At 64.6% G+C, this 13,274-nt stretch carries 10 protein-coding genes; 7 read left to right on the top strand and 3 right to left on the bottom strand.

Annotated features, from left to right (window positions below):
• Together JWQ61_RS03130 and JWQ61_RS03125 are read left to right on the top strand one after the other, a co-directional pair.
• The coding region (locus tag JWQ61_RS03130) for a TolC family protein (protein ID WP_369684872.1) at nucleotides 1-1,337 on the top strand (1,337 nt) is incomplete at its 5' end.
• 122 nt (nucleotides 1,338-1,459) lie between these two features.
• Nucleotides 1,460-2,086: a DUF2968 domain-containing protein gene (locus JWQ61_RS03125; protein ID WP_304359226.1), complete on the top strand. Its 627-nt coding sequence runs from the start codon at nucleotides 1,460-1,462 to the stop codon at nucleotides 2,084-2,086.
• A 15-nt stretch (nucleotides 2,087-2,101) separates the two neighbouring features.
• Here JWQ61_RS03125 and JWQ61_RS03120 read toward each other — a convergent pair whose 3' ends face one another.
• Nucleotides 2,102-3,295, bottom strand: a complete 1,194-nt coding sequence (locus JWQ61_RS03120; protein ID WP_304359225.1) for an EAL domain-containing protein — start codon at nucleotides 3,293-3,295, stop codon at nucleotides 2,102-2,104.
• 221 nt (nucleotides 3,296-3,516) lie between these two features.
• Here JWQ61_RS03120 and JWQ61_RS03115 point away from each other — a divergent pair, with 221 nt between their 5' ends.
• The 5 genes from JWQ61_RS03115 to JWQ61_RS03095 all read left to right on the top strand — a co-directional run bounded on the left by JWQ61_RS03115 (nucleotide 3,517) and on the right by JWQ61_RS03095 (nucleotide 10,183).
• Entirely contained in the window at nucleotides 3,517-4,143 is a 627-nt protein-coding gene (locus tag JWQ61_RS03115; protein ID WP_304359224.1) for a response regulator transcription factor, read from the top strand.
• Nucleotides 4,136-7,786: a transporter substrate-binding domain-containing protein gene (locus JWQ61_RS03110; protein ID WP_304359223.1), complete on the top strand. Its 3,651-nt coding sequence runs from the start codon at nucleotides 4,136-4,138 to the stop codon at nucleotides 7,784-7,786. The genes JWQ61_RS03115 and JWQ61_RS03110 overlap by 8 nt, the downstream gene beginning before the upstream one ends.
• 128 nt (nucleotides 7,787-7,914) lie before the next feature.
• Nucleotides 7,915-8,379, top strand: coding sequence for a transposase (locus tag JWQ61_RS03105; RefSeq protein WP_304359222.1), 465 nt, complete (start codon nucleotides 7,915-7,917; stop codon nucleotides 8,377-8,379).
• Nucleotides 8,380-8,407: 28 nt separating this feature from the next.
• Nucleotides 8,408-9,265 (top strand): hypothetical protein, encoded by an 858-nt coding sequence (locus JWQ61_RS03100; protein WP_304359221.1) that lies wholly within the window; start codon nucleotides 8,408-8,410, stop codon nucleotides 9,263-9,265.
• 6 nt (nucleotides 9,266-9,271) lie between these two features.
• Nucleotides 9,272-10,183, top strand: coding sequence for a glycosyltransferase family A protein (locus JWQ61_RS03095; RefSeq protein ID WP_304359220.1), 912 nt, complete (start codon nucleotides 9,272-9,274; stop codon nucleotides 10,181-10,183).
• A gap of 75 nt (nucleotides 10,184-10,258) precedes the next feature.
• Here the strand turns inward: JWQ61_RS03095 and JWQ61_RS03090 are convergent, their stop codons facing one another.
• On the bottom strand, nucleotides 10,259-12,286 hold the full coding sequence (locus JWQ61_RS03090; RefSeq protein ID WP_304359219.1) for a tetratricopeptide repeat protein: 2,028 nt from the start codon (nucleotides 12,284-12,286) through the stop codon (nucleotides 10,259-10,261).
• The coding region (locus tag JWQ61_RS03085; RefSeq protein ID WP_304359218.1) for a tetratricopeptide repeat protein at nucleotides 12,273-13,274 on the bottom strand (1,002 nt) is incomplete at its 5' end. The genes JWQ61_RS03085 and JWQ61_RS03090, both read right to left, overlap by 14 nt.

Raw genomic sequence — 13,274 nt, 5'->3', positions numbered from 1 at the left:
TGCCGGTCCTGCCCCTGAACGCTGCGCAGACCAAGGTCGCGGATGCCGCCAGTTCGCGTTTTTCGCAATGGCTGGCGGCGACCGAGGATACCGACAGCGGCAGCCTGGCGCCGCGCATGAGCGAAGTGGCGTTGCGCCAGGTGCTGTACCGTGCGGTCGAGCAGGCTGCGCACAACAGCCCGCTGGTGCGCCAGGCCTACGCCGAATACGAGGCCGCACTGGCCGACATCGACGAAGCCAAGGGCCAGCGCTGGCCGCAGCTCAATGTCGGCACCAACACCAAGGCGGTGTCGCTGGGCGGCGGCAACGCCAACAACGACAACGGCGCCGGCGTCAACCTGAGCCTGACCACCAATGTGTTCGACTGGGGCCAGAACCGCAAGACCATCGCCAGTCGCGAACAGCTGGCGCAGGCTACCCGCCAGCGCTACGAGACCGAGCTGGAAAATTCGGCCTTCCTGGTCGCCAGCAATACCGTCGAACTGGCCAAGAACCGCCTGCTGGTCGACATCAGCCAGCAATACGTCGACCGCATGGCGACCCTGGTCAGCATGATGAAAGAAATCGTCGCAGTCGACCGCGGCCGCGGCAGCGAACTGACCCAGGCCAAGGCGCGCCTGCTGCAGGCGGAATCGAACCGCGATGCGGTGGCGGCCAAGGTCGACGAATTCGAACTGAACCTGCGCAAGCTGGTCGGCGACGGCCCGGTGCCGGCGCCGCCGGGACGCGTGTGGCCGCTGCAGCCGACCAGCCTGGACACCATGCTGGCGACGGTCGCCGCGCATCCGTCGATCAAGCAGGCGGAAGCCGAGACCGAGGCTGCAGAGCTGAATGTCGAAGCCATCAAGGCGGCCGACAAGCCGGCCCTGAACTGGGTCGTCAGCAAGAGCACCGCGCGCGATACGCTGGGACGCGAACAGCCGGTGCAGACCATGCTGTCGATCAACTGGGCCGCCTTCCGCGGCGGTTCCGGACGGGCGCAGCAGGCTGCGGCTTCGCAGCGCGCTGTCGCCAGCCGCGAGAAGAAAGGGCAGGCGCTGCTGGACCTGGAATACAAGGTCCGCACCGCCGACCAGAATGCGCGCACCTATCTGTCGCGCGCCGACCTGTACCACAACCTGACGGCCGAGACCGACGGCGTGCGCAAGGCGTTTTTCGAGCAGTGGTATCACCTCGGCAAACGCACCCTGCTCGACGTGCTGTCGGCCGAGACTGACCATTACAACAACCGCGTCAGCGAGGTTACCAGCCGCTTCGACGGTTACCAGTCGATTTTCCAGGAATACACCGGCGCCGGCCAGTTGGCCAGCTGGTTGCGCGGTCCGCAGCAGCCTTGAGGGCTGGCCTTGCCAGCGTTGAGAGATTTGACAACCGAGATTTGACAACCGAACTGTTATCTATGCCAATGACAATATGCAGCAACCGCTCTTCGGAGCGCACAACGGGATCCGACCCGGCGATGAAATTTTCCATGAAGCGGCCGCTGTGCGCGCTGCTGCTGGGGCTGGCGCTGAGCGGCGCCGCCTGGGCCGGCGACAGCCGCATGCCGCATGCGCCGGGCGCGCCGGCAGCTAGCGCCAGCTCGCTGCTGGAACTGAAGCAGCGGCTGACGGCGCAGACCGTGCGCGAACTGCGCACCAGCTACAACGGCGACTACGGCACCACGCTGTTGCTGGCGGCCGATGCGCCGGTGTTTTATGTGGCCCTGCTGCACCAGAAAAGCCTGTGGCGGGTATTGCGCTTCAGCGCACTGGCGCCGGCTGAACAGGCGTATGTGCAGTTTTCGCAGCGCAGCGCCGACTGGGCCGACGATGAAATCCGGCTACAGGCCTTGAATGCGCAGAGCCAGGCGCTGGAACGTTCGAAGCAGGAAAGCGAAGCGCGGCTGGCGGTATTGAACAACGACATGCAGATCATGCAAAGCGAGCAGGCGCGCATCCAGCAAGGGCGCCTGGTGGCGCAAAGCCAGGCGAAAGCGTCGGAAGTGGAGCGCAGGGCGTACCAGATCCAGCTCGACAACCTGAAGCGCAACATCCGCCAGCTGGAAGCGGAACTGGGCGCCGCCGGCGGCTCGGCAGGAAGATAAGTATTGAGACGGATTTCAGGCCGAGCGTTGCTCCAGGGCGGGATAGATCCACTGCAGGAACGCCGGCTCGTCCATCGGCTGGGCATACCATTCGCCGGTGCCGACCTGGCAGCCCATGTGCAGCAGCACCTGGTTCTGCTGCCAGTTGCGGATGCCGGTGGCGAGCACCTGGATCCCGAGCGACGCCGCGCTGGCCATCACCGCCGCGGTATCGGCGCGGTAGGCGGCGGGATGTTCCGCCGGCCAGATGTGGCGGGCGTCGAGCTTGATCTGGTCGAACGGCAGTTCGTGCAGCCGGTACAGCGCAGGCAGGCTGGTCGCATCGGCCTGCAAGGTCAGGTGGCAGCCTTTCAGGCGCAGGCGGATCAGGTTTTCTATCGCCACCAGCGGCGCTTGCGCGAAATCGGCGGCCTGCACCTCCAGCGAGAGGGAGGCCGGCGACAGGCGGTAGCGTTCCAGGCAATCCTGGATGGCGTCGGGCAGGCTGGCGGCGCGCAGTTGCAGGTCGGCCAGCGGCAGCGACACGTTGAGGGTGAGATCGCGCCGCTGCAAGGCCGAGACGAAGTGCAGGCCCTGTTCGGCGATATGGCGGTTCAGGGCCTGGCGCTGGTCGGCGGCCAGCAGCGGCATGAAGGCGGCGGCCGGCAGCCTGCCGCGCAGCGGATGCTGCCAGACGCACTGGATTTCGACGCCGGTGATGTCGAGGCTGTGCAGGGCGTACTGCGGCTGGTAGCAGGCGCTGAACTCGGCCAGCGGCAGCGCGCTGCCGATGTCGAGCGCGGCGAATGGCGCAGCCGCCAGCGTTGGTTCTGCCGGCGGCGGCCGGCAACCGTGCCGCTGCAGCAGTTTGCTGAGGAAATGGACCGGGATCGGCTTGCCGATATCGCCCAGCACCGGCAGCCCCAGCTGCGCCGCCAGGAACAGCACGGAGCGGCGCAGGCTTTCTTCGACGGCGCTGCAGATCAGGATGGAAGGGCGCAGCCGGTGGCTGGCCAGGCGGCGCAGGAATTCGATGCCGTCCATGTGGGACATGCGGATATCGCAGATGACGATATCCAGATGCTCCATGCGGTCGAGCTGTTCCAGCGCGGCGGCGCCGTCGGCGGCCTGGCAAGTGTCGTGGTAGCCGAGCGCGGCGAGTTGCAGCAGGGTTGCCATGCGCTGGGCCGGATGGTCGTCCAGGACAAGGATGGATTGTTGCTGAATCATAACGAAAGTAGGATAGTGGATGCTAATCAACTATTGTCCGGCGGTTGCGGCAATAGCGATGTAGGGAGGGCTTGATGCAACACGTAAGAGTTTTCCTTATATGTTGTATATCCGACAATCGCCTTATTTGCGTGTAGGTTTTTTCTTTATCGCACAATTTGTGTGCAGCGCAGCAAGCGATTGTTTTATGGTGGCTGGTTTAATTTTGATGGAGTAAATCTGTGAGTAGAATTCTTATTGTCGATGACCACCCGGTCATCTGCCTTGCGGTGCGAGGCTTGCTGGAGCAGGCCGGCCACGAAATCGTGGCGGAAACCGACAACGGCGTCGACGCCGTGCAGCTGGCGCGCGAACACAAGCCGGACATGATCGTGCTCGATATCGGCATCCCGCGCCTCAACGGCCTGGAAGTCATCGCCCGCCTGGAAGCGCTGGATTTCCCCAGCCGCATCCTGATCCTGACCTCGCAAAGCGCCCAGCATTTCGCTTATCGCTGCATGGAGGCAGGCGCTGCCGGCTTTATCAGCAAACAGCAGCAACTGGCTGAACTGCAGAACGCCACCTATGCGATCCTGGGCGGCTACCGCTATTTCCCCGACCTGGCTTTCCACGGCAAGCGCAAGCGCGGCCTGCAGACCAGCGAAGACGAACTGATCGAAAAGCTGTCGGACCGCGAGCTGGATGTGCTGCAGCAGCTGGCCAACGGCATTCCGAGCAAGGATATCGCGGTCAGCATGCTGATCAGCCCGAAGACCGTGAGCACCTACAAGACCCGCCTGCAAGAAAAGCTGCATGCGCAGTCGCTGGTGGAACTGATCGACATCGCGCGCCGAAATGGCCTTGTCTAAAGACCTGTTGCGCAGGCTGCTGTTCCTGTTCGCGCTGTTTTTCAACGCAGCAGAAGCGCAGACCCGCGATACCGCGGCAGAACGGCTGCAGATGCTGGAACGGCCGATTGAGCAGAACCTGAGTTTCAACCTGTCCGGAGCCGACTGGCGCTGGCTGGGGAAAAAAAGAATACTGTTGCTGGGCACGGTGATCCCGGATCATCCGCCTTTTGATATTACGAATAACGGCCAGGATTTCGACGGCCTGACCGCCGCCTACATGGCGCTGCTGGCCAAGCACATGGGAGTGCAGGTCGAAGTCCGGCGCTTCCCGACGCGCGCCGCCGCCAACATGGCGCTAGCCAGGGGCGAGATCGACCTGCTGGGCCTGACGCGCGAGCTGGACCTGGCCGGCGAGGATTTTGCGCTGTCGCGTCCCTACGTCACCGACCGCACCGCGCTGGTGGTGCCGATCGGCAAACACCATATCGCCAGCATGCCCAACGCTGCCTTGCGCATCGCGGTGGTGCCCGGCTACCTGAACGAGAAGGAAGCCCAGGGCCTCTATCCGCGCGCGACTTTCCTGCCGTTTCCGACGGTGCAGAAGGCCATCGCGGCGGTCGCCTACGGCCAGGCCGATGCCTTCCTGGGCGACGCCATCGGCGCCAGCTACCTGATCAACAAAGGTTATTTCAACGATGTGCAGCTGGACGGCTTCGCCGCGCTGCGCCCGGAGGGCATCGGCTTCGCGGTGCAGAAGGACAATACCGTCCTGCTGCGCGCGCTCGACACCTTGCTGCAGGCGATCCCGGAAGCCACCCACCAGGCCTTGCTGCGGCGCTGGGGCGTCGGGCTGGATTTCCGCCTGACTTCACGGCTGCCGATCCTGACGCCTGCCGAGCAGCGCTGGATCGCCCAGCATCCGAAAGTCAAGGTGGTGGTCAACGGCGTGTTTGCGCCGCTCACGTTTTTTGACGCCAACGGCGAATTCAAGGGCATCGTCTCCGATTACCTGCGCCTGGCCGAACTGCAGACCGGTCTCGAATTCGAGGTGGAGCGGATCGATTCGATCCCGGACATGATCCGTGCCGTGCAGGATGGCCGGGCGCAGATGGCCGGCTCGCTGGTGATCAGCGCCCAGCGCCAGGCCGACCTGTTGTTCACCCAGCCCTACCTGGCCAACAGCTTCGTGCTGGTGACGCGCAGCGGCAGCGCCGACATCGCTGACCTGGCGCTGCTGGCCGGCAAAAAGCTCTCGGTACAGACCGGAAACCCGATGATCCCCATGCTGCGCCAGCGCTATCCGGCGATCGAGCTGGTGATGGTCGACCACGCGATGGAAGCGTTCGAAAAGCTGGAACGCGGCGCAGTCGACGCCGCCATCCAGACCCAGATCGTGGCCAGCTACTTCATCGGCGGCCTGTTCCACGGCAAGCTGCGCATCGCCGCCGCCGTCGGCGACGAACCGGCGCGGCTGGCGATGGGCGTCAGCCGCAGCGAGCCCGAGCTGCACGATATCCTCAACAAGGTGTTGCTGAGCATACCGCCGGCCGAAGCCACCATGCTGACCAACCGCTGGCGCGAGAAAAACGATGTGGTGCTCAGCTCGTGGAATACCTACCGCGCGCAGGTTTACCAGATCGCCGGCGGCGCCTTGCTGCTGGTGCTGGCGAGCCTGTTCTGGGTGGCCTACCTGCGGCGCCAGATCGGCAAGCGCCAGCGCGCCGAGCGCGCCCTCGGCGACCAGCTTGAATTCATGCGCGCCTTGATCGACGGCACGCCGCACCCGATCTATGTGCGCGACCTCGACGCCCGCCTGCTCGAATGCAACCGCAGCTACCTGGAAGCCATGGGCAGCAGACGCGGCGAGGTGATCGGCAAGCTGCTGCCGGAATCGACCATACTCGCGCCCGGCCTGGCGCACGAGTTCCACGCCATGTACCTGCAGACCATGCAGGACGGCGCACCGGTGTTCGCCGACCGCGACATTGCGTTCGGCGAACGCGCGCTCAAGATCTATCACTGGACGCTGCCGTTCAAGGATACGCGCGGCAAGCCGGCCGGCATGATCGGCGGCTGGATCGACATTTCCGAACGCGAGCAGCTGACCAGCGCGCTGCAGCTGGCCAAGGAAACGGCGGATGAGGCCAGCCGCGCCAAATCGACTTTCCTGGCCACCATGAGCCATGAAATCCGGACCCCGATGAACGCTATCATCGGCATGCTGGAGCTGGTGCTCAAGCGCGGCGAGCAGGGCCAGTGGGACCGGCCTTCGATCGAAGTCGCCTACGATTCCGCCAGGACCCTGCTGGGGCTGATCGGCGACATCCTGGATATCGCCAAGATCGAATCCGGCAAGCTGGAGCTGGTGCCGGAACGCGCCAATCTGCGCGAACTGGTGGAAGCGGTGTCGCGGGTGTTCGACGGCCTGGCGCGGCAGAAGGGCCTGACCCTGCGCACTTTCATCGACGCCAGCGCCGGCGTCGACGTGCTGATCGATCCGATGCGCTTCAAGCAGATCCTGTCCAACCTGGTCAGCAACGCCATCAAGTTTACGCAAGAAGGGCAGGTGGTGATCCGCCTTGACGTGCGCGACGAGCGCGATGCGCGCCTGGCGGTGCAGCTGCTGGTGACCGACACCGGGCTCGGCATTCCCCGGGAGGAGCAGGACAAGCTGTTTACGCCGTTCGTCCAGGCGCGGCTGGAGCGGCCGAAGTCGGCGCAAGGCGGCACCGGCCTCGGGCTGGCCATCAGCCGCCGGCTGGCGCAGATGATGGGCGGCGACATCCAGCTGCTGAGCGAAGCGGGAGTGGGTACCCAGGTGGCGGTGGCGTTTACCGTGGCCAGCCTCGAACCGCTGGGCAATCCCGTGCTGGCGGCGCCGGCTGCCGAATCCGGGCCGGAGCGGCTGCGGGTGCTGGTGGTCGACGACAACGCCGCCAACCGCCTGGTGCTGTGTCAGCAGCTGGAATACCTGGGGCACCAGGTCGAAGCGGCGGCCGACGGTGTGCAGGCATTGCAGCTGTGGCGCGCCGGCGGGTTTGACCTGGTCATCACCGATTGCAACATGCCGCTGATGGACGGCTACCAGCTGGCGCGCGAAATCCGCGATGCGCTGGATCAGGCGACGGCGCCGCAGGATTGCCTGGTCTGGGGTTATACCGCCAACGCCCAGCCGCAGGAGATCCAGCGCTGCAAGGCGGCCGGCATGGACGATTGCCTGTTCAAGCCGATCGGGCTGGAAGACCTGCAGAAACGCCTGGCCGGCGGCATGCCGCGCCAGGTCGCGGCAGCGCCGCCGCTTGCCCGGTCGCTGTACGACGTCAGTGCGCTGCAGGCGATGACGGGCGGCGATTTTTCCCTGATCGCCAAGCTGGCGCAGGAACTGATCCGCTCCAACCGCAGCGACAGCCTGGCGCTGACGCAGCGGCTGGCGAGCGCGGACTGGCTGGCGGTGAGCGACATCGCCCATTCCATCAAGGGCGCGGCCACCATTGTCGGCGCGCAGATCCTGTCGGACGCGGCGGCCGAGCTGGAGGCGCTGTGCCGCGACGGCGCCGCCGAAGCCGACCTGCAGCAGGCAGCCTCGGTAGTGCTGGCGGCGATGGCCCAGCTGGAGCTGTCGCTGGAAAACTGGCTGGACGCAGCCGCGCAAGAGGCCTGAAACCGGAGTGTGGCGCGTAATCCGGTTTTATCGGAATTTTCCTACATCGTTTGAAGGCTAGTCCGCTTTCGGTTGATTGTTAGATGCTTGATCATGAGGGCTGTCAACACAGAAGATCTTGGACCCTCATGATGAAACAAACCGCGCAATACGAGATGAAACTCGACGACGGCCAGTGGCAGCAGCTGGAGCCGCTGCTGATCGGCAGGCCGGGCGACCCGGGCGTGAGCGCCAGGAACAATCGCCTGTTTATCGAAGCCTTGCTGTGGGTGGTCTTGAACAAGGCCCCCTGGTCTTCGCTGCCGCCGCAGTTCGGCAAATCCAGCACCGCCTACATGCGTTTCCGGCGCTGGAACGAATGCGATTTCTGGCGCCAGCTGGCGCACAGCAAGGTTGGCGATGCGCAGCTGCAGCAGATGCTGGATACCGTGGTCGACTACGGCGACCGGTATACCAGCCGCCTGGAACAGCGCATCGCCAGGAAAGCCAAGAAAAACAGCTACCGCGCGGCGGCAGAGCTGCCGGACCGCAATCCTGCCGCCATGCCGGCCGATGCCTCGACCTTGCACTGGGTCGGCCTGCTCGGTTCGTAACCCGGCTTTACCTGCTCTCGCTGCCAGAATGACTATTTCCATCCATCCCAGAACCACGCTCTTCAGCGCGCTGAAACCCCACTTGAAAGGGCTGCTTGCCGGCGCCGTATCGGGTGCAGTGATCGCGGCAGGCATTGCCTACATGATTCCCAAGCAATGGCCGGCGACGATGCTGCTCCAGGTCGGACAAATCGGTTCCAGCGAAAACCTGCTGGCGGATCCCAACAACGTCGCCCAGCGCGTGAAATTTCCAGGTTTTGTCAGCCAGGTATTGCAGGCACAGGGCCTGCCGGTCGATGAAGCCTTGAGCGCGCGCAGCGCGCTGATCAAGAAATCCATGGCAGCGTCCATCGCAAAAGGCGGCAACCTGCTGGAGATGAGCGTCAAGGGCCGTTCGCCTGCGGAAGCAAAGCAAAACCTGCTGGCGGCATTCCAGGTGCTGCAGGCGGAACATGCCGAACTCTTGCTGCCGTCGGTCACCAGGCTGGAGAAAAACCTGGCCGATGCCAGGCTCTCGCTGCAGAAGATCGACAGTGAACGCAGCGCTATCCTTGAACCCATAAAAAGAGTGAACAGCGCCGCTACGATTGAACGGAAATTCTCGGAAAGCATCTTGCTGGCGTCGCTGCTGAAATCCAGCGACGCTGAAATGCGCCTGTTCCGCGACCAGATCAATACGTACGACGAGCAGCTCAGTCCTTACCGTACGTTCAATACCAAGGCAGTTGCGCCGGTGTATGTGCCGAAGAACCCTGTCTATCCTAAAAAGAGCATTGCGGTAGCCGCCGGCTTGCTGCTTGGATTCTTGCTTGCCGGCGTAACAGCCCTTGTCCGCGACAAGAAACTGCGCGCCATGCTGGCGGGCGCGCTGCACGAAAAGCCCTGAATCGCCATGCCAAAAATTTCCCTTATCATGCCGGTCTACAACGGCGCGCAATATCTTGAAGAGAGTATTGGCTCGGTCCTCGGCCAGTCTTTCCGCGATTTCGAACTGATCGTGGTGGACGACGCATCCACCGACGCCAGCCAGGAAAAAATCCTGGCGCTCAAGGATGCGCGCATCCGCTACCTGGCGCATCCCGAGAACCGCGGCACCGCGGCGGCGACCTGCACCGGCCTCGACGCGGCAGGCGGCAAATACATCGCCTTGCTCGACCAGGACGACATCGCGTTGCCCGGCCGGCTGGAAAAGCAGGTGCGTTTCCTGAACGGCCAGCCGCGCATCGCCCTGGTCGGCGGCCAGATGCAATGCTTCGGCGTTTCCGGCGCCAGGGCCGCGGTGCCGCTGGACGACGGCAGGATCAAGGCGAATTTGCTGGCGGGCGCCGGTAACCTGTATAACCCGACGGTGATGCTGCGGCGCGATTTTCTCGAACGGCATTCGCTGCGCTGGCAAACCGGCAACAAGAGCGCCTTTGACTGGGGACTGTACGTCGATGCTGCGCGGGCGGGTGCGAAATTTGCCAACCTTCCCGACACGCTGGTGCACTACAGGACCCATGAAGGCCAGCAATCCAGGGACCAGAGCGGCATCCGTCCTGTCTTGTCGGCGATACGGATCAGGCTGATGGAGTCCTTGTTTCCCCGGCTGACTGCGGACGAGCGCGCCGCGCTGGAGCCGCTCCTGCAATGGATCGGGCCGCCGATCCTGGCCAGCGCCGAAGTTCGGGCCGGATTGGCGCTGATCCCCAAAGCACGGTCGCACCCAAAAAGCGAACTGGGGGAAGACCGCGTTGTGGTCAACAATTTCCTGGGCGCTTGCGCGCAACGATGGACACAGGCGCTGTCAGGCATACAGCCCTAAGACGGCGTACGGTAAATCATCCGATTGCTGACCTGATCCGGCATCTCCAGAACAAGCTGTATCTCTACCGTCATTTCAACTGTCGGCGCGCACCACCTCGGCTGTCGCGTGTTGCGGCGTGGAGCGGGCCGCATGCGCGCGCCAGATGGCGGCATACAGGCTCTCCAGATCGCGCGTGAACCTGGCGGTATCGAACAGCGGCGACGCCAGGCGCGCCTGCTGCAGGCGTTCGCGCAAGGTCTCCAGCCTGGCCGGGTCATTGGCCAGCGCCAGGGCCAGCGTCAGGAATTCTTCATCATTGCCGGCGATCAGTTCCGGAAATCCATGGGCAGTCAGCAGGCTGGCCGCGACCCGGCTGGCGAACAGTTCGCCGCTGCGGGTAATCAAGGGCACGCCCGCCCACAGCGCGTCGCTGGCGGTGGTGTGCGAGTTGCAAGGGAAAGTGTCGAGCGCAAGGTCGGCCAGCTGCAGCCTGCCCAGGTGCTGTTCCAGCGGCAGGCGCGGCGCGAAGACCAGGCGCTGCGCGGCAATGCCGCGATGCACGGCCTGGTTGCACAGGTTTTCCCTGGCAACCGGATGACCGGGATCGAGCAGCCACAATACGCTGTCCGGCACGGCCGCCAGCAGCCGGCACCATAAGCCGAAGGTGGACGGATTGATTTTCTGCACCTGGTTAAACGAACAAAACACCATTCCCTGTTCCGGCAATCCGGCCGCCAGCCGCCCCGGCCGCTCGCCGATGGGGCGGCTGCGGTCGTTCGGCTGGTAGCTGTGCGGCATCAGCGCCAGTGTTTCGCTGAAATGGCCGGCGTGGGCCGGCGGCGTCACCACTGGATCGCCGATGATGTAGTCGGCCAGCCCGGCATGGCCGAGGCTGCCCGGATAACCCAGCCAGCTCACCGTGACCGGAGCCGGCCGCAAGGCGCTGATGCCGAGCCGGGCGCCGGTGGTGTAGCCTTTCAGGTCGACCAGCAGCTGTATGCCATCGGCCGCGATCAGGCTCGCCGCGGCGTGGTCCGGCAAGTGGCGGATATTCTGCAGCGGGATGGCGGCGTGCGCGATGCGGCGCGTGAAATCATCGTCGCGCGGCGGACCGTAGGAGTACAGGCGGATGTCGTTGTGCTGCGGGTCGTGGGCTTCCAGCACACCGGCCAGCAGATGCATGGTTGCGTGATCGTAAAAATCGGAGGAGAGGTAGCCGATTTTCAGGCGGCTATCGGCCGCCGCTGCGGGAGCCGGCGTAATCCGTTCTTGTTGCAGTTCCGTTCCCCACTTCTTGAGCGCAAACACATGGCCGGCCTGGCGGTGCAAGGCTGGCGTCAGCGCCGGGATATTCAGCAGGGACCAGGGTTCGCCGTGGAACCGGTGGTTTGCGCCGGCGGTCTGCAAGGCCGCGGCATCGATTTTTTCCAGGCCGCTCCAGTCCGCGAGATTGCGCCGCACTCGCTGCAAGGCGGTGCAGTCGCCGATGCGGCTGAAGATGGCGGCCGCTTCCTCGAGCCCCTTGGTTTTTTCCAGCAGCGCGCCAAGCGCGGTGTGGGCGTCAATCATTCCGGGTTCCAGCTGCAATGCATGGCGTATGGCCTGCTCTGCTTCCTCGTAGCGAAAGATGTCGAACAGCAGCGATCCCAGGTTCTTGAACGCCAGCGCATAAGCGGGATGGCGGGCCATTACCTGGCGGTAGAGCTGCTCGGCTTCGGCATGCCGGTGCTGCCGCCGCAGCAGGTTGGCCAGGTTGTTGCCGGCCTTGGCGTTGCCAGGATCGAGCCGCAGGCAGTCGCCGTAAGCTGCCGCTACCGCGGCATCGCCGGCGTGGCGGGCCTGTAGCACCAGGGCCAGGTTGAGGTAATAACCGGCGTCTTGCCGCAGCTTTAGCGCCTGGCCGATCAGTTGTTCTGCCTGCTCCAGCTTGCCCAGCTGCAGGCAGGCGACGCCGCACAAATGGTTTGCCTCGGCATGGCGCGGCGCCGATTTCAGCAGCTGCCGGCACAGGTTTTCCGCCTTGGCGTACTGGCCGGCGCCGAGTGCGGCGATGATCGGCTGCAGGCGGTTGTCGCCCGCAGCTGCCGGCTGGCGCCGGGAAGGAATCTTATGCGCGCGCAAGCGCTTCACCTGTAGCCGGTTCTACCTGCAAGCTGCCGGCGGCGATTTCCTGCACCAGGAAAAACGGCAGGTTCAGGCGCCATTGCCCGCCTTGCACCGCGCCAAGGTAATCCAGTGTTTCGGCCTGTCCTTGGCGCCGCAGCCGCAGCGTTTGCTGCGCGCCGTCCGGCAGGCTGCTGGCGCCGGAGACGATCTGGTAGCTGGTGTTGCTGCCGACGTGGAACTGGGCGGTTTGCCAGCGGATGGCGGGATGCGGCGGAAACGGCCGGGCGTCGTGGAAATCGAACAGCTCATCGTGGCTCAGCAGGCTCTGGCGCACGGTCGGCCACAGGGTTTCGCGCAGGAAGTACTGGTCGACGAAACGCGCCGGCCCCTTATAGGCGGCGATGTATTGTTGTATCAGCGGCGCGATCTTGGGAAACACGCCGTTGCAGCCGCCCCACATGCCGGCCAGCAGCAGTTCGGTGTGGGTGAAATAGTCGCGCATGTGATGGAACCAGCGGCCGCTGGCCAGCCACTGCTGCACTGCCGGCGGTTCGCGTTCGGAGAGCAGCGAGTCGGCGTCGCGCACCAGGAAATGCCTGACCGCCGGATCGTCCATCACCAGGAAACGCCACAGCACCGGCGGCATTGCCGGCTCGCCATCCATGTGGACCAGCTGCGCGCCGGCCTGCTGCAGGCGGCGCTGCACATGCCGCGGCACGCTGGCGTCGAGGTAGACGCGGCAGGTCCAGTCCGGGAACAGTTCCGGCGCCACCTGGACATTCATGACGGCGCTTTCGCAGTAACGCGGATGGGCGCCGAACAGGCTGTAGGAAATCACGTTCTGGCCCGGCTGCGACGGATCGAACGGCGCCGGTCCGGCTGGCGGCAGGGGCCAGGCATGGCCGTTGCCATGGCGGGCGTCGGCTTCGCTCAGGGAGCGCTTGCCGTGGCTGCGCAATTCGTCGGTTTTTTCCAGCCAGCCGCAGGCTTCGGCCAGGCCGTC

Source organism: Collimonas fungivorans (assembly GCF_028292705.1).
GTDB classification, from domain to species: Bacteria; Pseudomonadota; Gammaproteobacteria; order Burkholderiales; family Burkholderiaceae_D; genus Collimonas; species Collimonas fungivorans_B.
The sequence above is the reverse complement of the archived record's forward strand: the minus strand, read 5'-3'. Positions and strand labels throughout refer to the sequence as shown.

What these genes read in the sequence shown, in the direction of transcription:
- JWQ61_RS03125 (WP_304359226.1), top strand. Translation starts at nt 1,460, where the DNA reads ATGAAATTTTCCATGAAGCGGCCGCTGTGCGCGCTGCTGCTGGGGCTG.
- JWQ61_RS03120 (WP_304359225.1), bottom strand. Translation starts at nt 3,295, where the DNA reads ATGATTCAGCAACAATCCATCCTTGTCCTGGACGACCATCCGGCCCAG.
- JWQ61_RS03105 (WP_304359222.1), top strand. Translation starts at nt 7,915, where the DNA reads ATGATGAAACAAACCGCGCAATACGAGATGAAACTCGACGACGGCCAG.
- JWQ61_RS03100 (WP_304359221.1), top strand. Translation starts at nt 8,408, where the DNA reads ATGACTATTTCCATCCATCCCAGAACCACGCTCTTCAGCGCGCTGAAA.
- JWQ61_RS03095 (WP_304359220.1), top strand. Translation starts at nt 9,272, where the DNA reads ATGCCAAAAATTTCCCTTATCATGCCGGTCTACAACGGCGCGCAATAT.